This is a genomic window from Streptosporangium roseum DSM 43021 (assembly GCF_000024865.1).
In the GTDB taxonomy this organism is placed as follows: Bacteria; Actinomycetota; Actinomycetes; order Streptosporangiales; family Streptosporangiaceae; genus Streptosporangium; species Streptosporangium roseum.
In genome coordinates, this window is sequence record NC_013595.1 from 2,061,567 (window position 1) to 2,086,849 (window position 25,283).

General features: G+C 67.7%; 15 protein-coding genes and 3 rRNA genes. 10 read left to right on the plus strand and 8 right to left on the minus strand.

The genetic code is table 11. The annotated features are described in order from the left end of the window. Nucleotides 1-3: 3 nt before the first annotated feature. The 3 genes from SROS_RS09325 to SROS_RS09335 all read right to left on the minus strand — a co-directional run bounded on the left by SROS_RS09325 (nt 4) and on the right by SROS_RS09335 (nt 2,511). Entirely contained in the window at nt 4-714 is a 711-nt protein-coding gene (locus SROS_RS09325; protein ID WP_012888665.1) for a DUF6597 domain-containing transcriptional factor, read from the minus strand. 94 nt (nt 715-808) lie between these two features. After that, nucleotides 809-1,519 (minus strand): ABC transporter ATP-binding protein, encoded by a 711-nt coding sequence (locus SROS_RS09330; RefSeq protein WP_012888666.1) that lies wholly within the window; start codon nt 1,517-1,519, stop codon nt 809-811. Next, on the minus strand, nt 1,516-2,511 hold the full coding sequence (locus SROS_RS09335; protein WP_012888667.1) for an ABC transporter permease: 996 nt from the start codon (nt 2,509-2,511) through the stop codon (nt 1,516-1,518). The genes SROS_RS09330 and SROS_RS09335 overlap by 4 nt, the downstream gene beginning before the upstream one ends. A gap of 140 nt (nt 2,512-2,651) precedes the next feature. Here SROS_RS09335 and SROS_RS52080 point away from each other — a divergent pair, with 140 nt between their 5' ends. Both SROS_RS52080 and SROS_RS52085 read left to right on the plus strand, forming a co-directional pair. Then, on the plus strand, nt 2,652-3,746 hold the full coding sequence (locus tag SROS_RS52080) for a sensor histidine kinase (protein ID WP_012888668.1): 1,095 nt from the start codon (nt 2,652-2,654) through the stop codon (nt 3,744-3,746). Further along, on the plus strand, nt 3,743-4,360 hold the full coding sequence (locus SROS_RS52085) for a response regulator (RefSeq protein ID WP_012888669.1): 618 nt from the start codon (nt 3,743-3,745) through the stop codon (nt 4,358-4,360). Before SROS_RS52080 ends, SROS_RS52085 begins: the two co-directional genes overlap by 4 nt. Here the strand turns inward: SROS_RS52085 and SROS_RS09350 are convergent. Further along, complete coding sequence (locus SROS_RS09350; RefSeq protein WP_012888670.1) at nt 4,323-5,375, minus strand: AI-2E family transporter; 1,053 nt, start codon at nt 5,373-5,375, stop codon at nt 4,323-4,325. The genes SROS_RS52085 and SROS_RS09350 overlap by 38 nt on opposite strands. 531 nt (nt 5,376-5,906) lie before the next feature. On the opposite strand from SROS_RS09350, the gene SROS_RS09355 reads away from it, so the two are divergent. The 3 genes from SROS_RS09355 (at nt 5,907) to rrf (ending at nt 11,200) form a co-directional block, all read left to right on the plus strand. Then, nucleotides 5,907-7,431 (plus strand): 16S ribosomal RNA (locus tag SROS_RS09355). Between the two features lie 389 nt (nt 7,432-7,820). Then, nucleotides 7,821-10,947, plus strand: a 23S ribosomal RNA gene (locus tag SROS_RS09360). Nucleotides 10,948-11,083: 136 nt separating this feature from the next. Continuing rightward, a 5S ribosomal RNA gene (rrf, locus tag SROS_RS09365) occupies nt 11,084-11,200 on the plus strand. Together the 16S, 23S and 5S rRNA genes form the textbook arrangement of a ribosomal RNA operon. A gap of 227 nt (nt 11,201-11,427) precedes the next feature. Here rrf and SROS_RS09370 read toward each other — a convergent pair. Continuing rightward, on the minus strand, nt 11,428-12,891 hold the full coding sequence (locus SROS_RS09370) for a phosphodiester glycosidase family protein (protein ID WP_012888671.1): 1,464 nt from the start codon (nt 12,889-12,891) through the stop codon (nt 11,428-11,430). Between the two features lie 314 nt (nt 12,892-13,205). Between SROS_RS09370 and SROS_RS53820 the strand changes: the two genes are divergently transcribed. Further along, entirely contained in the window at nt 13,206-13,334 is a 129-nt protein-coding gene (locus SROS_RS53820) for a hypothetical protein (protein ID WP_281048008.1), read from the plus strand. Between the two features lie 72 nt (nt 13,335-13,406). Here SROS_RS53820 and SROS_RS09375 read toward each other — a convergent pair whose 3' ends face one another. Together SROS_RS09375 and SROS_RS09380 are read right to left on the minus strand one after the other, a co-directional pair. After that, nucleotides 13,407-13,802: a cupin domain-containing protein gene (locus tag SROS_RS09375; RefSeq protein WP_012888673.1), complete on the minus strand. Its 396-nt coding sequence runs from the start codon at nt 13,800-13,802 to the stop codon at nt 13,407-13,409. Between the two features lie 9 nt (nt 13,803-13,811). Beyond that, nucleotides 13,812-15,437 (minus strand): PucR family transcriptional regulator, encoded by a 1,626-nt coding sequence (locus SROS_RS09380; protein ID WP_043651670.1) that lies wholly within the window; start codon nt 15,435-15,437, stop codon nt 13,812-13,814. A gap of 168 nt (nt 15,438-15,605) precedes the next feature. On the opposite strand from SROS_RS09380, the gene SROS_RS09385 reads away from it, so the two are divergent. The 3 genes from SROS_RS09385 (at nt 15,606) to SROS_RS09395 (ending at nt 22,610) form a co-directional block, all read left to right on the plus strand. After that, nucleotides 15,606-16,574: an EamA family transporter gene (locus SROS_RS09385; protein ID WP_012888675.1), complete on the plus strand. Its 969-nt coding sequence runs from the start codon at nt 15,606-15,608 to the stop codon at nt 16,572-16,574. A gap of 387 nt (nt 16,575-16,961) precedes the next feature. Then, nucleotides 16,962-21,467: a hybrid sensor histidine kinase/response regulator gene (locus SROS_RS09390; protein ID WP_043655126.1), complete on the plus strand. Its 4,506-nt coding sequence runs from the start codon at nt 16,962-16,964 to the stop codon at nt 21,465-21,467. 219 nt (nt 21,468-21,686) lie between these two features. Further along, nucleotides 21,687-22,610, plus strand: coding sequence for a DMT family transporter (locus SROS_RS09395; protein WP_012888677.1), 924 nt, complete (start codon nt 21,687-21,689; stop codon nt 22,608-22,610). A gap of 26 nt (nt 22,611-22,636) precedes the next feature. Here the strand turns inward: SROS_RS09395 and SROS_RS09400 are convergent, their stop codons facing one another. Beyond that, nucleotides 22,637-23,416: a TetR/AcrR family transcriptional regulator C-terminal domain-containing protein gene (locus SROS_RS09400; protein WP_148269003.1), complete on the minus strand. Its 780-nt coding sequence runs from the start codon at nt 23,414-23,416 to the stop codon at nt 22,637-22,639. A gap of 54 nt (nt 23,417-23,470) precedes the next feature. On the opposite strand from SROS_RS09400, the gene SROS_RS09405 reads away from it, so the two are divergent. Then, nucleotides 23,471-24,979, plus strand: a complete 1,509-nt coding sequence (locus SROS_RS09405) for an MFS transporter (RefSeq protein ID WP_012888679.1) — start codon at nt 23,471-23,473, stop codon at nt 24,977-24,979. The last annotated feature ends 304 nt before the right edge of the window (nt 24,980-25,283 follow it).

A 25,283-nucleotide genomic window follows, 5' to 3' on the forward strand; every position in this document is an offset into this window, starting at 1 on the left:
CCGTCACGGCCGGTCCACGAGCCGGCCCAGGGGGACCCCGGCCAGTCGCCTGACCTCGTTGGCCAGGTGCGCCTGATCGGCGTATCCACTGGCCGCAGCCACCTCGGCCGGCGCCATCCCGCCCCGGGCCAGTCGCAGCGCCCGCTGGAACCTGATCACCCGCTGCAGCACCTTGGGCCCGTACCCGAAGGCCCGCAGCGACCGCCGGTGGAGCTGCCGCTCGCCGAGCCCGAGATCCCAGGCCACCTCCGCGACACTCTTCCCGGCTCCCAGCGCGGCCGCGATCGCCGGCGCGGCCGGGTCGGGCGCGGGCGTCGCGCGCAGCCGTACGGCCAGGGCCTTCTGCATGGTGCCGGCCGCCGGCTCCGGCAGCACGCCCGGGTCCTTCCGCATGGTGTCGGCCGTCAGCTCCGGCAGCACGCCCAGCTCGGCCAGCGGCACCCGCAGGTCACGCAGGGCCTCGACCGGCACGCCGAACACCCCGCCCACCGCGCCCGGCCGGAAGCGGATCCCGATGTAGCGGTCACCGGGGGACATCCGCACGGGCTGCGGCCCGGTGTCGGGTCCGGCGACCCGAGGCCCGTCCGGCCCCCAGATCAGATCGACGGAACCGTCGGGAAGCACCAGCTTCGTCCCCGCCGAGGTCGCCGTCGACGTCCAGAGGCAGGTCACTCGCCCGGCGATCGCCGGATCCGGGGCCCACTCGCGATACATCCCCCCAGATTACGACCGGCCGCGCCCCCGGCGAGGCTCGACCGGCGTGCCACTGTCCCCCGGGCTGCGCCCCCGGCGGCGCTCGACCGGTGCGCTACCGTCCCCCCGGCCGCGACGACGCGGGGACCCCCGGGGTGAGACCGGGCTGCCGCTCCGACAGCCGGCCGTCGTCCATCTCCGTCACCCGATGCGCGTGGCCGATCTGCGCGACGTCGTGGGTGACCAGCAGCGTCGCCACGGCGCGTTCCCCGGTCAGCTCCGCCAGCAGCCGCATCACCTCCGTGCCGCGGGCGTGGTCCAGCGCGGAGGTGGGCTCGTCGACCAGCAGCACTGCCGGGTCGCTCATCAGCGCGCGGGCGATGTTGACCCGCTGCCGCTCACCCCCGGAGAGCTGGTGCGGCCGCCGGTTCTCCCTGCCGTCCAGCCCCACCGCCCGCAGCAGGTCCGCGGCCTTCCCGGACCGCCCGCCCCGCATGTGGTCCATGACCTGCAACTGTTCGAGCGCCGTGAGCGAGGAGATCAGGTTGGCCTGCTGGAAGACGATGCCGACCCGCTGCCTGCGCAGCGCCGTACGCTCCCTGTCACCGAGCCGCGAGGCGTCGGTTCCGCCGATGACAACCCGGCCGGAGCCGGGCCGCAGCAGGGTCCCGGCGACCGCCAGCAGGCTGGACTTGCCGGATCCCGAGGGGCCGACCACCGCGACCAGTTCGCCGGGCCTGACGGTCAGTGACACGTCGTCGAGCGCGACCAGCGTGCTGTCGCCGTCGGCGTAGGTCAGGCGCAGGTCGGTCAGTTCCAGGCTCATCGGGCGCTCCCCAGGGCGATCAGCGGGTCGACGGAGGTGATGCGGCGGACGGCGAGCACGGCCCCCGCCATACCGAGGGCGATCATCGCCAGCACCGGCACGAGCGTCGTCGAGACGTCCACCGTGAACGGCATGACCTGTCCGGCGAGTGCCCCGGCCCCGAGCCCGGCAGCCCCGCCGATCACGCCGCCGGCCGCCAGCACGATCAGCGCCTGGGACAGGGCGTCGCGCATCAGATAGCCGCTCGACGCGCCGAGGGCCTTCATGATGGCGATGTCGCCTTGGCGCTGGACCGTCCACACGGTGAAGAACGCCCCGATGACCAGCGCGGAGATGGCGAACAGCAGTCCCCGCATCATCGTCAGCGAGCCGTTCTCCGAGGTGTAGGAGCCGATCCCGGCCAGCGACTCCTCCTTGGTGACGGGGTGGGTGCCCGGCACCGGCCCGGAGGCGTCTCCGCTCAGCACGGCCACGGTCGCGGTGTCCGCCCCGGCGTGCGCGATGCGCTGCCAGTCCGTGAGCGTGGACCACACCACGGGCGTGTGCCCGTAGGAGTCGTCCGGGCCGAGCGCGGTGACCCGGTACGGCCGGCCGCCGATCGTCGCGGTGTCCCCGACGGCCAGGCCGAGGTCCGGCGAGACGGCCAGCTCGCCGTCTCCCTGCCGGACCGGACCCAGGGACTCCGAGCCGAAGACCGCGACCGCCTGGTCCGTGCCGTCATGGGTGAGCCGGGTCTGCGTGATCCCCAGCGGCTGCCCGCCCAGGCCCTTCCACTGCGCGGCGGTGACCGTGCTGCCGGAGAAGGAGATCTTCTCGCTGCCGAACGCGATCCGGTCGCCTCTCAGGTTCTCGACGGCGGAGATGTTCTCCCCGGCGAGCCCGGCGGTGAGCCCGGACAGCAGGACGACCAGCAAGGTGATGAGCGCCACGACGGACCCCATGAGGGCGAACCGTCCTCTGGCGAAACGGATGTCTCTCAGTGCGATGAACAAGTGGATCTCCGGTCGGTTGCCTGGTGACTTCCGCCAGGCTCTCCGGTCCGGCCCATCCGGGGCATCGCGACTCCGGTCGGCCCGTGAATCAACCGAAGGATGGATGCGAGCATCCCTCACACCCCTCTTAACCTGGACATATGGGAGGGGAATTCGAGGTGCCCGCGATGCGGACGCTCAGGGCCGGCCTGCACGGCGTGTTCTACGTGCTGCTCGCGATCGGCCTGACCCGCGTGTCCGGCTCATGGGCGGCGCTGTCCGGGGGCGCCCTGCTCGGAGCCGTCTACACGGCCGGCCTCACCCTCGGCCGGCGCCGTACGGCGGCGCTGGTCTGGCTGGCCGCCGTCGTCCTGGTCTGGGCGGCGCTCGGCGCGCTCACCACGGACTTCGTCTGGCTGGCGTTCCCGCTGTTCTTCCTCTGCATGCACCTGCTGCCGCCGCGCGCCGGCGTCCCCGCCGTGATCGCCGTCACCGCGGTCACCGTCGGCACGCTCGCCGTGCACGGCCCCGCGCTCAACCCCGCCCAGGTGGTCGGCCCCGCCATCGGCGCGATGGCCGCCGTCCTCATGGTCGCCGGCTACACGGCCCTGTACCGGGAGAGCGAGCGCCGCCGGGGCCTCATCGACGAGCTCACCCGCACCCGCGCCGAGCTGGCCGAGACCCAGCACGAGGCGGGGGTGCTCGCCGAGCGCCAGCGGCTGGCCAGGGAGATCCACGACACCCTCGCCCAGGGACTGTCCAGCATCGTCCTGCTGCTCCGCGCCGCCCCGCCGGACCCGTCCGGATACGTGGAGGAGGCGAGGCACGCGGCCGAGGACAACCTCGCCGAGGCCCGCCGCTTCGTCCACGCCCTCACACCTCCGGGCCTGGACGGCTCCCTGGAGGAGGCGCTGCGCCGCCTCTGCTCCCGAGAGGGAGCCGCCTTCCAGCTCGACGGCGAGCCGTACACGCTGCCCCGCCGGGCCGAGATCGCGCTGCTGAGGATCGCCCAGGGCGGGCTCGCGAACGTCTCCCGGCACGCGGAGGCGGCCAGGGCCGCGCTCACACTGACCTACATGGAGGACGAGGTGGCGATGGACATCGTGGACGACGGGCGCGGCTTCGACCCGCTGACCCGATCGGGCAACGGCCTCGGCTTCATCCGCGACCGCGCCGCCGAACTCGGCGGCGCCGTCACCGTCGAGTCCGCCCCCGGCCTCGGTACGGCGCTGGCCGTCACCCTCCCCGTGCCGTGATCCGCCTGCTGCTCGTCGACGACCACCCCGTCGTCCGCAAGGGCCTGCGCGCGATCTTCGACCAGGCCGGCGACATGGCCGTGACCGGCGAGGCCGCCACCGGCGAGGAAGCGGTACGGCTGGCACCCGGTGCGGACGTCGTGCTGATGGACCTGCGCCTGGGGGCCGGAATGTCCGGCGCCGAGAGCACCCGGCTGATCGGTGGCCTGCCGCGTCCGCCCCGGGTCCTGGTGCTGACCACCTATGACACCGACGGCGACATCTTCGCCGCCATCGAGGCCGGGGCGGCGGGCTACCTGCTGAAGGACGCCCCCACCGACGACCTGCTCGACGCCATCCGGGCGGTGGCCCGGGGGGAGACCATCCTCGCTCCGCCGGTCGCGGCCAGGCTGGTCACCAGGATGCGTTCACCGCGGGCGTCGCTGTCCCCGCGGGAGGTGGAGATCGTCCTGCTGGTGGCCGACGGCCTGTCGAACCGGCAGATCGCCCGCGAGCTGTTCATCAGCGAGGCCACGGTGAAGAGCCACCTCGTACACATCTACGCGAAGCTGGAGGTGGACAACCGCACCGGAGCGGTCAAGGTCGCTCGCCGTCGGGGACTTCTCCGGAGATGAGAGCCGCCGCCCACCGGCCGTCGGGATCGCTGTCGATCAGCAGCGCGCGGGCCAGCAGGCTGAGAGGGATGGCGAGCAGCGCGCCCAGCGGGCCGAGCACGAACGCCCACACCAGGAGGGAGAGCAGCGTCATGGTGGTGGACAGGCCCACGGCGTCGCCGAGGAACTTGGGCTGGATGAGCGACTGGACCACGAAGTTGATCGCTATGTAGGAGGCGATCACGAAGATCATGGTCTTGGGGCCGCCTTCGAGCAGGCCGAGCAGGGCGGGCGGGATCAGCCCGAGGATGAACCCCAGGTTCGGGATGTAGTTGGTGATCAGTGCCAGCACGCCCCAGAGCAGGGGCAGCGGCACGCCGAGCATCCACAGCGCGGCCACGTCCAGCACGGAGCAGATGAGGCCGAAGACGGTCGAGACGACGAGGTAGCGGCGGGTCTTGTGGGCGAAGTCGCCGAGCGCCCGGACGAGCAGGGGCCGGGAGGCGGCGCCGGCGGCGAGGACCCGGGAGAAGGGCTGCGCGTCCAGGCACATGGCCAGCAGCAGGACGACGATGAGAACCAGGCTGGAGAACAGGCCGAGCAGCCCGCTGGCGAATCCCTGGACGAGGGCGAAGACCTTGCCCAGGTCGAACGACTTGATCGTCTGGTTCACCTGTTCGGTGCCGACGCCGAACCTCGTCGCGAGGTTCTGCAGCCCGGTGACGAGCCGGTTGAACTCCGGGCCGTAGGTCGAGGCGAGGTTCGCCGTCTCCGCGACCGCGACGGTCAGGATCGCCACCATGCCGAACAGCAGGAGCAGCACCAGGGCCAGCGGGACCGCGACCAGCGTCCACCCGGGGGCGCCGCGTCTCTGCAGCCAGGTCCTGACGGGGGAGACCGCCAGGACGAGTACGAGAGCCAGCAGCACGGGCCCGACGATCGACCCGACCTCTCTGATACCGGCCAGCGTGACCACGGCACCCGCGGTGCAGAGCAGCACGATGAGGGCCCGGGGTACCGATCTTTGGTCCGTCATATCGGGTCCCTACCCATCAGGACGGAAACACGTCCACCGCCGGGGGAGCCATCGATTTGACGGGATGGGACGGCGTACATAGAGTTCACAGGCCCGAGGGGGTTGGCGGAGATCGCCAAGGCCTCGGGAACCCCTTCTGATCACATCCCCCGGCTGGGACGCGTGCGTCTCGGCAGGATCCGATTCGACAAGGACCGGATGTCGGAGTAAGTTAGAAGGGTTGCTCCGGAAACGGGGCGGTCGACATCCTAACGGATTCGGCGGGTTCGGATCGGCTGAAGCGAAAAGCGACAGTTTGACACGAACCGGGCGGATCTGATAAGATGGGAACACGGAATGGAACGCCCTGAAGTCGGGACCACGGTCACGGCGACGGAGAACGCGTCCGTTTCTTGAGAACTCAACAGTGTGTTAAAAGCCAGTGCATGAAGCACAACCCCGTCCAACCCATTTTTAGTGGGGGACGGATTCCTTTGGTTGATACATCCGATGCGAATCGGGTGCTTTCAGCTGGGAAAACCTTTCAAACATTGTTTGGAGAGTTTGATCCTGGCTCAGGACGAACGCTGGCGGCGTGCTTAACACATGCAAGTCGAGCGGAAAGGCCCTTCGGGGTACTCGAGCGGCGAACGGGTGAGTAACACGTGAGTAACCTGCCCCTGACTCTGGGATAAGCCCGGGAAACTGGGTCTAATACCGGATACGACCACTTCTCGCATGGGATGGTGGTGGAAAGTTTTTTCGGTTGGGGATGGACTCGCGGCCTATCAGCTTGTTGGTGGGGTAACGGCCTACCAAGGCGACGACGGGTAGCCGGCCTGAGAGGGCGACCGGCCACACTGGGACTGAGACACGGCCCAGACTCCTACGGGAGGCAGCAGTGGGGAATATTGCGCAATGGGCGAAAGCCTGACGCAGCGACGCCGCGTGGGGGATGACGGCCTTCGGGTTGTAAACCTCTTTCAGCAGGGACGAAGTTGACGTGTACCTGCAGAAGAAGCGCCGGCTAACTACGTGCCAGCAGCCGCGGTAATACGTAGGGCGCAAGCGTTGTCCGGAATTATTGGGCGTAAAGAGCTCGTAGGTGGCTTGTCACGTCGGGTGTGAAAGCTTGGGGCTTAACTCCAGGTCTGCATTCGATACGGGCTGGCTAGAGGTAGGTAGGGGAGAACGGAATTCCTGGTGTAGCGGTGAAATGCGCAGATATCAGGAGGAACACCGGTGGCGAAGGCGGTTCTCTGGGCCTTACCTGACGCTGAGGAGCGAAAGCGTGGGGAGCGAACAGGATTAGATACCCTGGTAGTCCACGCTGTAAACGTTGGGCGCTAGGTGTGGGGACCTTCCACGGTTTCCGCGCCGTAGCTAACGCATTAAGCGCCCCGCCTGGGGAGTACGGCCGCAAGGCTAAAACTCAAAGGAATTGACGGGGGCCCGCACAAGCGGCGGAGCATGTTGCTTAATTCGACGCAACGCGAAGAACCTTACCAAGGCTTGACATCGCCCGGAAACACTCAGAGATGGGTGCCTCTTCGGATCGGGTGACAGGTGGTGCATGGCTGTCGTCAGCTCGTGTCGTGAGATGTTGGGTTAAGTCCCGCAACGAGCGCAACCCTTGTTCAATGTTGCCAGCACGCTCCTTCGGGGGTGGTGGGGACTCATTGGAGACTGCCGGGGTCAACTCGGAGGAAGGTGGGGATGACGTCAAGTCATCATGCCCCTTATGTCTTGGGCTGCAAACATGCTACAATGGCCGGTACAGAGGGTTGCGATACCGTGAGGTGGAGCGAATCCCAAAAAGCCGGTCTCAGTTCGGATTGGGGTCTGCAACTCGACCCCATGAAGTCGGAGTCGCTAGTAATCGCAGATCAGCAACGCTGCGGTGAATACGTTCCCGGGCCTTGTACACACCGCCCGTCACGTCACGAAAGTCGGCAACACCCGAAGCCCGTGGCCCAACCAGCTTGTCTGGGGGGAGCGGTCGAAGGTGGGGCTGGCGATTGGGACGAAGTCGTAACAAGGTAGCCGTACCGGAAGGTGCGGCTGGATCACCTCCTTTCTAAGGAGCATCGACTGCGGCCACCTGGTGGTCCGTGGTCCATGTCATGTCTGCAGGCGAACGTTCTGCACGTGACGCGCTCATTAGTGGAGCACTGGCTACTCAACCGGACCGCATTCGCCGGGCCGCTAGTACCGCCTGTCTCTTCTTCGGAGGAGCTGGGAGTGGGAACGCCGGCTGCGGAGGGTCGGACTGGTTGGACACACTGTTGGGTCCTGAGGAAACGGACCGGGCGGGCCCGCTGAGGCGGGCTTGCTGTCTGTTTGACCTCGTGCGGGACCGGCCTTCTGTCACATCGGCCTGGGTGTTGTCCCGGGTGTCTGGTGGCGGGTGCGGTTCGGTCGCTGTTTGTTGTTTGAGATTTGCATAGTGGACGCGAGCATCTTTGTGGCCAAGTTTTTTAGGGCACACGGTGGATGCCTTGGCATCAGGAGCCGATGAAGGACGTGGGAGGCTGCGTTAAGCCCCGGGGAGTCGCCAACCTGACTTTGATCCGGGGATGTCCGAATGGGGAAACCTAGCACCAGTCATGTGGTGTTGCCTCCGCCTGAATGTATAGGGCGGTTGGTGGTAACGCGGGGAAGTGAAACATCTCAGTACCCGTAGGAAGAGAAAACAAATAGTGATTCCGTGAGTAGTGGTGAGCGAAAGCGGAAGAGGCTAAACCGTATGCGTGTGATAGCCGGCAGGCGTTGCGTGTGCGGGGTTGTGGGACCCTCTGGGAGAGGCTGCCGCTTCTCCAAGCAGTGAGAAATCGATGGGATAGCCGAAGTTTCTGGGAAGTTGCGCCGTAGACCGTGAGAGCCGGGTAGGCGAAATCTTGTCGACTGTTTGAGGGGATCCCAAGTAGCACGGGGCCCGAGAAATCCTGTGTGAATCTGCCAGGACCACCTGGTAAGCCTAAATACTCCCTGATGACCGATAGTGAACAAGTACCGTGAGGGAAAGGTGAAAAGCGCCCCGGTGAGGGGTCGTGAAATAGTACCTGAAACCGTGTGCCTACAAGCCGTAGGAGCGTAGACGTCTTCGGGCGTCTGTGATGTGACTGCGTGCCTTTTGAAGAATGAGCCTGCGAGTTATGGTGTGTGGCGAGGTTAACCCGTGTGGGGGAGCCGTAGCGAAAGCGAGTCTGAATAGGGCGTTTGAGTCGCATGCTGTAGACCCGAAGCGGAGTGATCTAGGCATGGGCAGGTTGAAGCGCGGGTAAGACCGCGTGGAGGACCGAACCCACCAGGGTTGAAAACCTGGGGGATGACCTGTGTTTAGGGGTGAAAGGCCAATCAAACTCCGTGATAGCTGGTTCTCCCCGAAATGCATTTAGGTGCAGCGTTGCGTGTTTCTTGCCGGAGGTAGAGCACTGGATGGCTAATGGGCCCGACAAGGTTACTGACGTCAGCCAAACTCCGAATGCCGGTAAGTGAGAGCGCAGCAGTGAGACTGCGGGGGATAAGCTCCGTAGTCGAGAGGGAAACAGCCCAGACCACCGACTAAGGCCCCTAAGCGTGTGCTAAGTGGGAAAGGATGTGGAGTCGCAGTGACAACCAGGAGGTTGGCTTAGAAGCAGCCATCCTTGAAAGAGTGCGTAATAGCTCACTGGTCAAGTGATTCCGCGCCGACAATGTAGCGGGGCTCAAGTACACCGCCGAAGTCGTGGCATTCACGCATTAACCTGGCAGCTTGTCTGTCTAGGTGTGTGGATGGGTAGGGGAGCGTCGTGCGGCCGGCGAAGCAGCAGAGTGATCTAGTTGTGGAGGCCGTGCGAGTGAGAATGCAGGCATGAGTAGCGAATCAGAAGTGAGAAACTTCTGCGCCGGATGACCAAGGGTTCCTGGGCCAGGCTAATCCGCCCAGGGTAAGTCGGGACCTAAGGCGAGGCCGACAGGCGTAGTCGATGGACAACGGGTTGATATTCCCGTACCCGCTACGATGCGCCAATACTGAATCCAGTGATACTAAGGGTCCTTAACTCGGTTGTCCCTTCGGGGACGGCGTCAGAGTGAACGCCTGGCCTGATCTGGTAGTAGGTAAGCGATGGGGTGACGCAGGAAGGTAGCCCAGCCCAGGCGATGGTAGTCCTGGGGTAAGCATGTAGGGAGAGAGGTAGGCAAATCCGCCTCTCATGTATCCTGAGATGTGATGCCGAGCCGATTGTGGCGAAGTGGGTGATCCTATGCTGCCGAGAAAAGCCTCTAGTGAGTGTCGTGGCGGCCCGTACCCGAAACCGACTCAGGTGGTCAGGTAGAGAATACCAAGGCGATCGGGTGAACTGTGGTTAAGGAACTCGGCAAATTGCCCCCGTAACTTCGGGAGAAGGGGGGCCTTCGCTGGTGATGAACCTTTGCGTTCGGAGCTGGTGGGGGTCGCAGAGGCCAGGGGGAAGCGACTGTTTACTAAAAACACAGGTCCGTGCGAAGTCGTAAGACGATGTATACGGACTGACGCCTGCCCGGTGCTGGAACGTTAAGGGGACCGGTTAGCTGCAGTAATGTGGCGAAGCTGAGAACTTAAGCGCCAGTAAACGGCGGTGGTAACTATAACCATCCTAAGGTAGCGAAATTCCTTGTCGGGTAAGTTCCGACCTGCACGAATGGCGTAACGACTTCCCCGCTGTCTCAACCGCAGACCCGGCGAAATTGCACTACGAGTAAAGATGCTCGTTACGCGCAGCAGGACGGAAAGACCCCGGGACCTTCACTACAGCTTGACATTGGCGTTTGGAACGTCTTGTGTAGGATAGGTGGGAGACTGTGAAGCTGTCACGCTAGTGGCGGTGGAGTCATTGGTGAAATACCACTCTGGTCGTTTTGAACGTCTAACTTCGGTCCGTGATCCGGATCAGGGACAGTGTCTGGTGGGTAGTTTAACTGGGGCGGTTGCCTCCTAAAGAGTAACGGAGGCGCCCAAAGGTTCCCTCAGCCTGGTTGGCAATCAGGTGTCGAGTGTAAGTGCACAAGGGAGCTTGACTGTGAGACCGACGGGTCGAGCAGGAGCGAAAGCTGGGACTAGTGATCCGGCGGTGGCTTGTGGAAGCGCCGTCGCTCAACGGCTAAAAGGTACCCCGGGGATAACAGGCTGATCTTCCCCAAGAGTCCATATCGACGGGATGGTTTGGCACCTCGATGTCGGCTCGTCGCATCCTGGGGCTGGAGTAGGTCCCAAGGGTTGGGCTGTTCGCCCATTAAAGCGGTACGCGAGCTGGGTTTAGAACGTCGCGAGACAGTTCGGTCCCTATCCGCTGCGCGCGCAGGAGACTTGAAAGGAGCTGTCCCTAGTACGAGAGGACCGGGACGGACGAACCTCTGGTGTGCCAGTTGTTCCGCCAGGAGCACGGCTGGTTGGCTACGTTCGGAAGGGATAACCGCTGAAAGCATCTAAGCGGGAAGCTCGCCTTGAGATGAGGTCTCCCACCACGTGAGTGGGTAAGGCCCCCAATAGACGATTGGGTTGATAGGCCGGAGGTGGAAGCACAGTAATGTGTGGAGCTGACCGGTACTAATAGGCCGAGGACTTGACCACAAAGCATAAGCTTGGTTTCTGCAGCGCTCTGTCCCTTCGCCGGGTCCGGAGCAGCGCGAAACCAAGGTTCTTGCCCGCGTCCACTATGCAATTCTGAAACAGCAAGCACCGTGTGTGTTTGACAGTTTCATAGAGTTACGGCGGTTATGGCGAAGGGGAAACACCCGGTTACATTCCGAACCCGGAAGTTAAGCTCTTCAGCGCCGATGGTACTGCACCGGGGACGGTGTGGGAGAGTAGGTCGCCGCCGGACAATCTTTTGGAAAAGGCCACCCTTCGGGGTGGCCTTTTCTGCTTTCCGGACCCTTTTGCGCCCCTGTCCTGCTTCTCAGCCCGTGTCCTGCTTCTTCAGTCCGTGCCCTGCTCCTCAGCCTCTGCCCTGCTCCTCAGGCGCTCCCGGCTGCCCGGACCTGCCCCCACCAGGAAAACGCCCTGACTCCTGGGGAGTCAGGGCGCTGCCGGGGCGGTGAAGATCGAGGATCAGGGGGTGATGAACAGGCCGTCGCCCACGGTCCGCTCGCTGCCGTCGGAGGGCCGGTTGATCACCTTGTGGCCGACGACCATCGCGGTCGAGCCGCCACCGTCGAAGTTGATGGCCTGCTTGGCGCCCAGCCAGCGCATCAGCTGAGCCGCCTCCACCATGGAGGCACCCACGGTGACACCCGGGTTGCGGCCGTCCACCGTCGCCAGGATCAGGCCGCCGGACTTCGTGACGCCGACCATCGTGCGCGGGTGGCGGCGGAGCATCATGACGACCGACGCGTGCCCGTCGGCCTTGGCGCTGATCCGCACCCGGCCGTTCCTGAGGAGCCCGACGCCGCCACCCATGATGTGCGTCTCGGGGGTGAGCGGCACGGCCCGTTCCGTCCGCAGGTCGATGACCTTGGTGTCCAGCTTCATGACGGAGGTCTCCTGCGCGTGCTCCAGGAGCCAGGTCGCCATGATGCCGGTGCCGTGCAGCACGTAGGTGCCGCGTGGGACGACGCCGCCGGCCGCGCGGGCCTTGACGATCCTCCCCTGGGCGTCGACCACGATCTCGGCGCCGCCGTCGGCCGCCGTCTTGGTGCCGAACTCCTCGGTGTAGAGCACGAGCTCGTCCGCTCCGGCGGCCCGGTTGATGCCCTTGATCTCGGTCTTCGCCCCGTCGGCGGGGATCGCGGTGATCACCGTCTTCAGCTCGGTGATCCGGACCTTGCGACCGCTGATGACCAGGCCGCTGCGGCCGGGCACCGCCTCGCTGAGCAGCCTGCCACCCACCACCGAGATGCCCATCGGGTCGCCCTGGAGTGCTTTGGGCGTGTGGATGTTGAAGAATCCGCCGTTGACGCCGGCGATGGCCTTGGTCAGCTTGGACATCGAAGTGGTGGTCTCGCGCTTGGCGACACTGGTCCCGACGCTGGTCTTGAAGGACCCCCGGAAGGCGCGCGGGTCCACCATGAGCACGCGCATGTCCCAGGGGCCGGTGGTCTCCAGGCCGTCGTCACCGAGGTAGTCGGTCTTGGCCCGGATGTCGAACTCCTTGAGCTCCTTGACCACCTTGTCGGCCTTGGCGCGCTCCTTGAACGTCCACAGGCCGACGCGGACGAGGTAGCGCTCCACGGCCGGGGCGTCCGCGGCGGCGGGCTGCACGATCTTCTGCACGCTGGGGGTGAATCCCGCCGCCGTGACCTCCTCCGCCTTCGCCTGGGCGGTGGTCAGCTTGCCGTCGTCGTGCCCGTTGGGCATCAGCACCGTCACGGTCCACCCCTGGGTGGACGTGCCGGACATCACGCTGAAGAGGTCGACTCCGGGGGCCACGCTGCGCTGGTTCTTGATCGGTGTCCCGCTCTGGCCGAGTGGGAACGCCGAGGTGGGAAAGGTCACGCCGGTGCGGTCGGCTTGTGCGGGAATCGCCGTGATGGTGAGTGCTATGGCTGAAAGCCCGACGATGATACGTCGCGACATGTATGTCTCTCTCCCCGTTGGTGACCATACTTCGGTGCACCATCGTGCCGAGATCTTCCAGCCAAGGGGAGCGAAACACGCCAAACATCCCAAGAAAGTGTTGTCACCCGGACGCCGTCATATGCGAAACGACGGAATTCGAGTAGCCCGGAACTGCCTCTATCGGGTCAATCGCGCTGGTCAATAGGGGTTAGTCAGCGTCGTTTCCCTGCGGTGCCGGCCAGGTGGCGCTACGGTTCAGTAGGCCGCATTCCCTCAGTTCAAGCGGCACATCTTTCCGAGAGGCAGCCGTCATGGGGCTGAACATTCTCATTGTGATCGTCGCAAGCATGGTGCTCGGGTTCATCCTGGGCGTGATCATGGTGCGACCGCGCCGCTGGGATCTCTACGTCTGCGCGGACGACACCACTCACGTCGACCTCCCGTCCGATCGAGACGGGTAGGGCCGGGCGCCACTCAGGCGGGCGCAAGCCGTACGGAATCTGGGTCCGGTACGGCTTGCGCCGCAACTCTCGTCAGGACATGCAGTGATACACCTTGCGCAGGGTCTCGTGGACGATCCAGGTGGTCCTGGTGCCCTCGGCGAGCAGGCAGACCGATCCCGGGACGAGTTCGACGGTGGCGCCGCCGTCGACCTCCACGGTGGCCCGGCCGGACAGGACCACGAAGATCTCGTCATGTTCGACGTCGATCACCGTGCCCGGCGTGATCTCCCAGATGCCCCGGCTCTGCGAGCCGTCGGGGGAGGACCAGAGCTCGGCCGAGGAGACCTGCGGCGAGCCGGCGAGGATCTGGGCGGGGTCCAGCTCGTCGGGTGACAGCCGTACCTCGCCGGTGGGGACGGCGAAGATCCCGGCGGCGGTGACCATGCGGGCCAGGTCGGCGGTCTCGGGGACGAGGATGTCGGGCATGGGGACCTTTCAGGTGCGGGGGTTGTCTCTCCGGAAGGACTCCAGCGCCAGGAGGGCGACGTGGAGGGAGAGGCAGGACTCGACATCGTCCAGGTCGGTGTCGAGGATGCGTTCCAGCCTGCGGAGCCGGTCGTAGAAGGCCGGCCGCGACAGGTGGGCCTTCTGGGCGGCCACCGCCTTGTTGCGGCCGGAGTCCAGGTAGATCCGGAGGATCCTGGTCAGGTCGCCACCGCGCTGGGCGTCGTGGGCGAGCAGGGAGCCGAGCTCGCGTTCGGCGAAGGTCTGCAGGCGGGCGTCGTCTCTCAGCAGGTGGAGCAGGCCGCGCAGGCGCAGGTCGGGAAGACGGTAGAAGGCCCGGCCGTCCGGCTGCCTGACGGCCACGTCCGCGACCTGCTCGGCCTCCATGAAGCTCCGCCGTACGTCACGCAGGGATTCGACCACCGATCCGGCGGCGAGGACGAACGGGGTGGCGAAGGCCACCCGCAGGCGGTCGGCGAGCGAGGTCAGCGCGGGTTCGGCGAAGGTGCGCGGGGGCAGCGGGAGCAGGACGCCGACGCGGTTCTGGTCCAGGGCGCCGACCAGGGCGGGGAGGCGGGCGTCACGGCAGGCGGCGGCGGCCGCGTCGGCCAGCTCGCCGAGCCTGGCGATCTGCTCCTGGCCGTCCAGGAGGTTCTCCGACTGCTCGGCCAGGCGGAGCACCACGCTGATCAGCTTGCGGCCGGTCAGTGGCACCCCGACCGCTCGGGCGCGGGCCGCGGCCTCGTCGGGGTCGGCGTAGGCGTGGGTCAGGATGCCGGTGATGATCGTGCCGTGGGCCTGGCGTTCCAGGGACTCCTGGTGGCGTTCCAGCAGGCGGCCGAGGGCGAGGGTGGTCGCGGCGCGTTCGGCGAGCACGATGTCACGAGGGCCGGGCTCGCCGTCGCAGAGCAGGATCAACCTGCCCCAGTCCTGGCCCCGTGCGCCGACCATGGTGACCAGCCAGCCGGAGGCCGAGTCGTAGGCGGTCCGCTCCTCCGGAGCCACGGCGCGGGAGCGGGTCTCCCAGCTCGCCAGCAGCGTCCCGGTGTCGCGACCGGCCGTCTCGCAGGCCAGCACCTGGTGGGCGAGGTTCTCCAGCAGCACCGGCCGCCCCGACAATCGCGCGACCTGGCTGAGCACCTCGGCGGGGGAGGCGCCCTCGACCGACAGTTCGGTGAAGACCTCGTGGAGTTGCTCGGAGGCGCGCAGCTCCTCCAGCTGGATGTCGATGATCCTGGCGTGCACCGACTCGGTGATCTGCACGAAGGGGGTCTCGCGGGCCAGTGTGATCAGCGGGAGGCCGTGTTCCTCGGCGGCGTTGATCACGCACCGGGGCAGTTCCCTGATGAACTTGCGGCCCAGCTCCACGATCAGCCCGGACGCGCCCACGGCGGCCAGCTCCGCGACGTAGTCGGCCAGTTTCTCGGGGGCGTCGGGGAGCGCGATACCGGTGGTGAGCACCAGCTCTCCACCGCGCAGCAGGTGGGCGATGTCGGTGACCTCGCCGACATGGACCCAGCGCACCCGGGTGTCCAGCCGGTCGGCTCCCGCGACGACTCGGGGGTTGCCTCGGCGGACGGTGTCCAGAGCGAGGACGTCGGCGATGGTAGGGAGCACACACTGAGAGTATCCGATCAGACTGTAAGTGTGAACGGTGGTCGGCTTACACCTTGTCCGGTCGACTCGGTGCATGCCGTCTTTGTTGACGGCGATTTTCCCTCTTTGGCTCTGATTAACACCACCAAAATGGGTATGGCGGTGTCGAGATGAGAGGAGGGGATTCAGATGCCCCGTCCGGTTAGCAAGGGTCTGGTCCTCGCGGCCGTCTCAGCGATCTGTTTCGGCTTCTCCGGGCCTCTGGCCAAGTCGCTCATCGACGCGGGGCTGACGCCTCTGCAGGCGGTGTGGACGAGACTCGCCGGGGCGGCGTTCATGCTGCTCGTCGCCACCGCTCTGGTCAGGCCGTCCGCCCTCGTCGTCCCCCGGCACCGGCTGCGTTTCGTCGCCGCCTACAGCCTGGTCGGCTTCGCCGCGGTGCAGGCCTTCTACTACGGGACGATCGCCCGGCTGCCGGTGGGGGTGGCGGTGCTGCTGGAGTACGCCTCGCCGGTCCTGGTCCTGGCCTGGGTGCGGCTGGTGCGCCGGGCACGGCTGCCGCGCGCCGCCGCGGTCGGCGCCGTGCTGGCGGTCGGCGGGCTCGCCTGCGTCGTCGAGGTGTGGCGGGGCGTCCGTCTTGACGGGCTCGGCCTCGTGCTGGGCCTGGGGACGGCCGTCTGCGCCGCCGTGTACTTCCTGCTCAGTCAGGAGGCGGGCCATGACATCCATCCACTCGGCGCGCTCACCTGGGGGCTGGCCGGCGCGGCCGTCGTGCTCACGCCCCTGGCCGCGCCCTGGCGCCTGCCCTGGCACCTGTTCACCGCCGACCTCGCGCTGGGCGGCCGGATGCTGCCGGCTCCCGTGGCGATCGGCTGGCTGGTCGTGGTCGGGACCGTGGTCGCCTATGCCACCGGCATCGCGGCGGTGCGGGTCCTGACCGCAGCGGTCGGAGCGACGGTCGCCTCGCTTGAGGTGCTCGCCAGCGTGGTCATCGCATGGGCGTTGCTGGGCGAGGCCCTCGGCGCCCCCCAGATGCTCGGCGGCGCCCTGGTGCTGGCGGGCGCGCTCCTCGCCCAGAAGGCCGTGGCCCGAGCCCGATCCCGCCCGGTCTCCGCCCCCGGCGTGGACTCCGCCGCTCCTGTGCGCGCCGCGGTCTGACCTCCGCCGGGGTGCCGCGGTGCCTCCCGCCCCCGGTGCGGACTCCGCGGCTCCTGTGCGCGCCTCGATCTGACCTCTGCCGGGGTGCCGCGGCGCCTCCCGGCCTCGGCCGTCCGTCCGCTTCTGTGTGCCTCGATCTGACCTCCGCCGGGGTACTGCGGCGCGGACTCCGCCGCTCCCACGCGCGCGCCTCGCTCCGAACTCCGCCGGGGTGTCGCGGCGCTTCCGGGCCCGGCCGCCCGTCCGCTCCCGTGTGCGCCTCGCGCCGGCCGCCGGCGGGCCCGTTCCCGCCTCGCGCCGAACTCTCCCGCATAGATGCAGGTCATGTCCTGCCTCGGTTGTCTTAGGATTACTTGACCTTTTCATGGCCGAGAGGCGCGGGTGAACATGACTGAGACTTCTGGCACTGCAGGACGTGGTTCCGCGGCGACCGCATCCGGTGTGAAAGAACTGGATCTCCGTCAGCTTCTGGCCGGACTCACGGCCGTGCGTGACGGCGACTTCGGCACGCGCCTGCCCGACGACGGCGACGGGCTGCTCAAGGAGATCGCCACCGTGTTCAACGGCATGGTGGACCAGCTCTCCCTGTTCACCTCCGAGGTGACGCGCGTGGCCCGCGAGGTGGGCACCGAGGGGCAGCTGGGCGGTCAGGCGGACGTGCCCGGCGTCTCCGGCACGTGGAAGGACCTGACGGACTCGGTCAACGCCATGGCGGGCAACCTCACCGACCAGGTCCGCGACATCGCGCAGGTCGCGACCGCGGTGGCGACCGGCGACCTGTCGCAGAAGATCACCGTGGACGTCCGGGGCGAGATCCTGGAGCTGAAGAACACCCTCAACACGATGGTGGACCAGCTGTCGTCCTTCGCCGACGAGGTCACGAGAGTGGCCCGCGAGGTGGGCACCGAGGGCCGGCTGGGCGGCCAGGCCGAGGTGACCGGGGTCGCCGGCACCTGGCGCGACCTCACCGACTCGGTGAACTTCATGGCGGGCAACCTCACCGACCAGGTCCGCTCCATCGCGCAGGTCACCACCGCGGTGGCCAAGGGCGACCTGTCGCAGAAGATCACCGTGGACGCCCGGGGTGAGATCCTGGAGCTGAAGAACACCATCAACACGATGGTCGACCAGCTGTCGTCCTTCGCCGACGAGGTCACCCGGGTCGCCCGCGAGGTGGGCACCGACGGCCGGCTCGGCGGCCAGGCCGACGTCAAGGGCGTCTCCGGCACCTGGCGCGACCTCACCGACTCGGTGAACTACATGGCGGGCAACCTCACCGACCAGGTGCGGAACATCTCGCAGGTGGCCACGGCGGTCGCCCGCGGCGACCTGTCGCAGAAGATCACCGTCTCGGCCCGGGGTGAGATCCTGGAGCTGAAGAACACCCTCAACACGATGGTGGACCAGCTGTCGTCCTTCGCCGACGAGGTCACGAGAGTGGCCCGCGAGGTGGGCACCGACGGCCGGCTGGGCGGCCAGGCCGACGTCAAGGGCGTCTCCGGCACCTGGAAGGCGCTCACCGAGTCGGTGAACGTGATGGCCGACAACCTCACGGCCCAGGTCCGCAGCATCGCGCAGGTCACCACGGCGGTGGCCAAGGGCGACCTGTCGCAGAAGATCCGGGTGGACGCGCGCGGGGAGATCATGGAGCTGAAGGAGACCATCAACACGATGGTCGACCAGCTCTCGGCCTTCGCCGACGAGGTCACCCGGGTCGCCCGGGAGGTCGGCACCGAGGGCAACCTCGGCGGCCAGGCCACCGTCCGCGGGGTGTCCGGCACGTGGAAGGACCTCACCGACAACGTCAACTCGATGGCCAACAACCTGACCAGCCAGGTGCGCTCCATCGCGCAGGTCACCACGGCGGTGGCCAAGGGCGACCTGTCGCAGAAGATCACTGTCGAGGCCAAGGGTGAGGTCGCCGCGCTCGCGCAGACCATCAACACCATGGTCGACACGCTGAGCGCGTTCGCCGACGAGGTCACCCGGGTCGCCCGGGAAGTGGGCACCGAGGGCGAGCTGGGCGGTCAGGCCCGCGTGCCCAACGTGGCCGGCACGTGGAAGGACCTCACCGACAACGTCAACTCGATGGCCAACAACCTGACCAACCAGGTCCGCAACATCGCCCAGGTCACCACCGCGGTCGCCCAGGGCGACCTGACCAAGAAGATCGACGTGGACGCCCGGGGCGAGATCCTGGAGCTGAAGACCACCATCAACACGATGGTGGACCAGCTGTCGTCCTTCGCCGCCGAGGTCACCCGGGTCGCCCGCGAAGTGGGCAGTGAGGGGCGGCTCGGCGGCCAGGCCGAGGTCGAGGGGGTCTCCGGGACCTGGAAGCGGCTGACGGAGAACGTCAACGAGCTGGCCGGCAACCTGACGCGCCAGGTCCGTGCGATCGCCGAGGTGACCAGCGCGGTGACCTCGGGCGACCTCACCCGGTCGATCACGGTCGACGCCTCCGGCGAGGTGGCCGAGCTCAAGGACAACATCAACTCCATGGTGCAGTCCCTGCGTGAGACCACCCTGGCCAACCAGGAGCAGGACTGGCTCAAGTCCAACCTGGCCCGCATCTCCGGCCTGATGCAGGGGCACCGCGACCTCGCCATCGTGGCCGAGCTGGTGATGAACGAGCTGGCCCCGCTGGTCTCGGCCCAGTACGGGACATTCCTGCTCGCGGAGGAGATCTCGGAGGGCGCGGAGCTGCGGGTGGTGGGCGGTTACGGTCACCGGGAGACCGGCCGCTGCTACGGGTTCGGCGACTCGCTCGTGGGACAGGCCGCGCTGGCCAAGCGCCCCATCCTGGTCGAGGACATCGCCGCCGGATACCTCACCATCTCCTCCAGCCTGGGGGCGGCCGGTCCGGTCAATCTCATCGTGCTGCCGATCATCGTCGAGGACCAGGTGCTCGGCGTGATCGAGCTGGCCAGCCTCAACCGCTTCACCCAGGTGCACCGGGCCTTCCTGGAGCAGCTGGTGGAGACCATCGGCGTCAACGTCAACACGATCGTCGCCAACGCCCGGACCGACTCCCTCCTCACGGAGTCGCAGCGGCTCGCGATCGAGCTGCAGGTCGGCCAGGAGGAGCTGCAGCGCTCCAACGCCGAGCTTGAGGAGAAGGCGGAGCTGCTGGCCCGGCAGAACCGCGACATCGAGACGAAGAACAGCGAGATCGAGCAGGCGAGGCAGGAGCTGGAGGACCGGGCCAAGCAGCTCGCGCTGGCCTCCAAGTACAAGAGCGAGTTCCTGGCCAACATGAGCCACGAGCTGCGCACCCCGCTCAACTCGCTGCTGATCCTCGCCCAGCTGCTGGCCCAGAACCCGGCCCGCAACCTCACCGCCAAGCAGGTGGAGTACGCCAACGTCATCCACTCGGCCGGCACCGACCTGCTCCAGCTGATCAACGACATCCTCGATCTGTCCAAGATCGAGGCGGGCAAGATGAACATCAGCCTTGAGTCCCTGCCGCTACGGCAGCTCCTCGACTACGTCGAGGCGACCTTCCGCCCGCTGACCACGGAGAAGGGCCTGCGCTTCGACGTCACCGTGGCCTCCGACGTCCCCGGCGAACTGCTCATGGACGAGCAGCGGCTACGCCAGGTGCTGCGGAACCTGCTGTCCAACGCGGTGAAGTTCACCGAGACGGGTTCGGTCCAGCTCCGCATCGAGCGGGCCGGGAGGATGGAGCTGCTGGGGGTCCCCGGGCAGGAGACCCTTGCCTTCCACGTCGTGGACACCGGCATCGGCATCGCCGAGGAGAACCTCTCCCAGATCTTCGACGCCTTCCAGCAGGCCGACGGCACCACCAGCCGCAAGTACGGCGGCACCGGGCTGGGCCTGTCCATCAGCCGCGAGATAGCCGCGCTGTTCAATGGTGAGATCCGGGCGGTCAGCGCCCTGGGCGAGGGCAGCACCTTCAGCCTCTGCCTGCCGATCGCGGACATCACCCCGAGCGCCGTGGCCACGGCGGCCGGCGGATCCGCGGCCGTCAGGCCCTCCGCGCAGGCCTCAGCGCGGCCGGGTACGGCGCCCGAGCGGGCAGGCGGGGAGGGCCGTCGCCTGCTCGTCGTGGAGTCGCGGCCCAACGGGCTGCTCTCCCAGCTCGCCGAGAGCGTCGTCGCCGACCTGACCGGGACGCACGGGCCGGTCTGGGTCTCCACCGCCAACGATCCGGTTACCGCCCTGGAGAGCCTGAACAGGGACGACTACCACTGCGTCGTGCTCGATCTGGGCATGGGGCACGACGGGGCGGCGGAGTTCCTCCGGGGGCTCGACGACTATCCGGTCCTGCGCGAGCTCCCCGTCCTCGCCCATCACACCCGTACGCTCACCCGGCCCCAGGAGAACCTGCTCAAGGGCCGCTCCAACACCCAGCCCCTGGAGCTCCTGCCCAGCCTCGACGAGCTGCGCGAACGCATCACCCTGCACCTGTCGGCCCAGGAGCCCGGCCACGTGCTGCCGCTGGTCCAGCCCAGTCCCGACGAACGGCCGCAGGCGCTGAACGAGGCCGACACCATGCTGGTGAACCGCAAGGTCCTGGTCGTCGACGACGACGTCCGCAACGTGTTCGCGCTGACCAACATCCTCGAACTCCACGGCATGCAGGTGCTCTACGCGGAGAACGGCCGCAAGGGCATCGAGGTGCTGTCGCGCAACGAGGACGTCGACCTGGTCCTGATGGACATCATGATGCCGGAGATGGACGGCTACGCCGCCACCGCCGCCATCCGCAAGATGCCGCGCTTCGCCGACCTGCCGATCATCGCGGTGACCGCCAAGGCGATGCAGGGCGACCGTGACAAGACCCTGGCCGCGGGGGCCAGTGACTACGTCACCAAGCCGGTCGACGCGCAGGAGCTGCTCTCCCGCATCCAGCAGTGGATGGGGCTGTGAACGGGCCCCGCCGCGCGTGAACGGGCGCCCGGCGGCGGTCCCGGCGTCCCGCCGAGCGGCCCTGGGCATCCGTCTCGCCGGGCGGTCCCGAGCATCAGTCTCGCCGGGCGGCCCTGGGCATCCGTCCTGCCGGGCGGCCCCGGGCATCCGTCCCGCCGGGTGCGGGGAAGGACACCCCGGGCCCGTGGGTCACAATGACCATCGGAGGTGGCGGTGGTGATGCGACGCGGTGTCGTGGCGACGCTGGTCTCGGCGGCGGCGTTCGGGCTCATGCCCGTCTTCGCGTTCTACGCGTACGGCACGGGGATGTCGGTGACGACGCTCCTGCTGCTACGGTTCGCGATCGCGGCTGCGGTGTTCCTGGGCTGGCTGGGGCTGCGTGGCAGGCTCGGTCGGCTGACGGGGCGGCAGTGGGCGACCCTCGCGCTGCTGGGCGGCGGCATGTACGCGGCCCAGTCGCTGCTGTACTTCACGGCGGTCCAGCGCATCGCGCCGGCCCTCGCGGTGCTGCTGCTGTACCTGTATCCGGGGCTGGTCTCGGTCCTGTCGGCGGTGGTGGAGCGGACGCGCATGAGCTGGAGCGTCGTCGGGCCGATCCTGGTGTCGCTGGCCGGGCTGACGCTGGTGGTGGGCCGGCTCGACGCGGGCCTCGACCTTCCCGGCGTGCTCGCGGCGGTCGGGGCCGCCGTGGCCTACGCCTTCTACATCGTCCTGGGCAGCAGGGTGTCCGCCTCGCTGTCTCCCGCGGTCACCACGGCCTATCTGACGATGTTCGCCACGGGGTCGTTCGCGCTCCTCGGGCTGGCGCTCGGCGGGCTGGACCTCGGCTTCGCGCCGGCGGGCTGGGGCTGGGCGGCGGCTGTGGCGATCGTGTCGACCGTGCTCGCGATCGCGCTGTTCTTCGTCGGGGCGACGACGCTCGGCCCGGTCCGCGCGTCGATCCTCAGCATGCTGGAGCCCGTCGTGGCGGTGCTCGCCGCGTGGCTGCTGCTGGGCGGGACCCTGTCGTGGCCGCAGCTCGCGGGCGGTGCGGTCGTGCTGGCCGGCGCGGTCTGGGGCATCCTGGCGACTCCCGTCCGTGGCGATGCCTCGCCGGGGGACCCGGCGGGGGAGGAGACCACGGCCGTGTCGGCGTCCCCGTAGGGGGCCGTCCGTGAGAGGCCGCTGTTTCAGGCTTCGGAGCTTCTGGCCTCGTGGGGGGTCGCCGGTCCGGGCCTCGTGGCCCTGGGCTCCATGGAAGCCTGCCTCAGGCGTTCCTGCAGGCCGTCGAGGATGCAGGTCAGGCCGAAGTCGAAGTTGAGCTCGCGGCTGGTGCCCGGGTCCTCGCCGGCGTACTCCGCGTAGCGTGCCGCCAGCTCGGGATGGTCGGCGGCGGCCTTGTCCACCGCGGACTTCATTCCGGCCATCAGCCCTTCGTCGCTCAGCTCGGCGCCGGCCATGGCGGCGCGCCAGGCGATCTCGGGTGTGGTCACGCCCAGCACGTAGGACATCAGCGCGGACGAGGCGTAGTCCAGTGCCATGCCCTCGAACCCCGCCAGCGAGAACGTCCTCAGCAGCCGGCTCGATATCTCCATCGCGTTGGGGCCCAGGGACGGTCTGGTGCCGATCAGCGCGACCGACCAGGGGTGTTCGAAGAGCGCCGCGCGCAGGCCGTGGGCGAACATCGAGACCGCGTCCCGCCAGCCGACCACGCTGGGGTCGGGCAGGGCGACCTTGCCGAAGACCTCGTCCATGACCAGTTCGAGCAGCTCGTCCTTGTTGGCCACGTGCCAGTAGATGCTGGTCGCACCGGAACCGAGCCTGGCGCCCAGACGGCGCATGCTCAGCGCGTCGAGGCCTTCGGTGTCGAGCAGCTCCATGGCCGCGCGCACGATCTGGTCACGGCTGAGCGCCGTGCTCTTGGCGGGGCGGCTCTCGCGGGTCCAGACCGAGCTGAAGTGCTGTTTCACTCCATAAGCATAAATCCATTCGCACACTGTTCGAGTCTGTCGTACGCTGTGCGAGTGGAATCGAACACTGTACGGGCCGAGCCCGACCCCCGGCGTTGGTGGATCCTGGGAGTGCTCTGCCTGAGCCTGCTGGTCCTCGTGGTGGACAACACCGTGCTGAACCTGGCCATCCCGGCCTTGATGACGGACCTGGGCGCCAGCCCCTCCGACATCCAGTGGATCATCGACGCCTACATCCTGGTCTTCGCCGGTCTGCTGCTCACCTCGGGCAGCCTGTCCGACCGCTACGGACGCAAGCGTTTCCTGATCATCGGCCTCGTCCTCTTCGGCGGGGCCTCGCTGATCGCGCTGCTGGTCACCGAGCCCTGGCAGCTCGTCGCCGCACGCGCGCTGATGGGCGTCGGCGGCTCGATCCTGATGCCGAGCACCCTGTCGATCCTGATCACCGTCTTCGACGACAGCGAGCGCCGCAAGGCCATCGCCGCCTGGAGCGCGGTGGCCGCGGTCGGTGTGATCGCCGGCCCCACGCTGGGCGGTTTCCTGCTGGAGCACTACTGGTGGGGCTCGATCTTCCTGCTCAACGTGCCGATCGCCGTCGTCGCCATCGTCGCGGCCGTGCTGCTGATGCCCGAGACGCGCGGCCCGGCCCGCAAGCTCGACCCGGTCGGCGTGCTGCTGTCCACCGTCGGCATGAGCGCCCTGGTCTTCGTGGTCATCTCGGCGCCCGGTAAGGGCTGGACCTCCTCCCCGGTGCTGGTGGCCGCCGCGCTGGCCGTGCTGGCGCTGGGCGGGTTCGTGCTCTGGGAGCGGCGGGCCGAGCAGCCGATGCTGCCGCTCGAACTGTTCCGCGACCGCAACTTCAGCGGCTCGTCGTTCTCGATCGTGCTGATGTCGTTCGGCACCGGCGCGCTGCTGCTGATGCTCACCCAGTATCTGCAGTTCGTGCTGGGCTACGGTCCCATGCAGGCCGGTTTCGCACTGCTGCCGTACGCCGTGGCCGCCGCGCTCTTCAACGGCGTCGGCGCGGCCCTCGGGCAGAAGGTCAGCAACCGCACGCTGGTCGCGCTGGGGCTGGGCGTGATGGCACTCGGCTTCGGCGTGCTCGCCTTCATGACCGCCGACACCGGGTACGGCCTGATGATCACGGGTCTGATGCTCATGGGCGTCGGCGGCGGTCTGGCGGGCCCGGCGGCCTACGCGACCCTGATGGGCGCGGTGCCGTCCGAGCACGCTGGCGTGGGATCGGCGCTCAACGACACCGTCCAGCAGGTGGGGATGGCGCTCAGCGTGGCCGTGCTCGGCAGCGTGCTGGCGGGGGTCTACACCTCCTCGATGCCCGCCGGGGCCCCGGCCGTCGCGCGGGACTCGATCGGCGGCGCGATCCTGCTCGGCGATCCGGGGCTGATCCGGACCGCCCGGGACGCGTTCGTCTCGGCCATGTCGTTCGGCTCCTGGGTGGGCGTCGGCTTCACCCTCGCGGCCGCCGTGCTGGCGTTCATGGTGCTGCGCCCGGCCCCGGCGGCCCCGGCCGCGGAGCCGGGCCTGGTGGAGACGGGGAGCTGAGAGGTCCGCCGGGCCGTCGGGCCTGCGCGTCCGCTCGCCGGTGGCCGATCCGGCGGAAGTCGGTCGGCCACCGGCGCGCAGTGACCGTACTCGGCGGCGTGGGCGCCCGGGCCGGGCTCGGGGTGTACGTCACCTCCCCCCTACGGGGCGGGGAACGTCCGATGGAAAGGCTCGCAAAAATTCATGCATTTCAGATTGCTTTAGTGGGAAATTTGGGTGACGATGAATCCGTGAGCCGCTCGACCCCGAAGCCCGGGTGGGGAACCTGGGGGGTGCTCCGCCCGATGTCCTGTACGGCTTGCGC

Coding starts and splice junctions, on each gene's coding strand:
- SROS_RS09325 (WP_012888665.1), bottom strand. CDS start 714: ATGTATCGCGAGTGGGCCCCGGATCCGGCGATCGCCGGGCGAGTGACC.
- SROS_RS09330 (WP_012888666.1), bottom strand. CDS start 1,519: ATGAGCCTGGAACTGACCGACCTGCGCCTGACCTACGCCGACGGCGAC.
- SROS_RS52080 (WP_012888668.1), top strand. CDS start 2,652: ATGGGAGGGGAATTCGAGGTGCCCGCGATGCGGACGCTCAGGGCCGGC.
- SROS_RS09350 (WP_012888670.1), bottom strand. CDS start 5,375: ATGACGGACCAAAGATCGGTACCCCGGGCCCTCATCGTGCTGCTCTGC.
- SROS_RS09370 (WP_012888671.1), bottom strand. CDS start 12,891: ATGTCGCGACGTATCATCGTCGGGCTTTCAGCCATAGCACTCACCATC.
- SROS_RS09375 (WP_012888673.1), bottom strand. CDS start 13,802: ATGCCCGACATCCTCGTCCCCGAGACCGCCGACCTGGCCCGCATGGTC.
- SROS_RS09385 (WP_012888675.1), top strand. CDS start 15,606: ATGCCCCGTCCGGTTAGCAAGGGTCTGGTCCTCGCGGCCGTCTCAGCG.
- SROS_RS09390 (WP_043655126.1), top strand. CDS start 16,962: ATGACTGAGACTTCTGGCACTGCAGGACGTGGTTCCGCGGCGACCGCA.
- SROS_RS09395 (WP_012888677.1), top strand. CDS start 21,687: ATGCGACGCGGTGTCGTGGCGACGCTGGTCTCGGCGGCGGCGTTCGGG.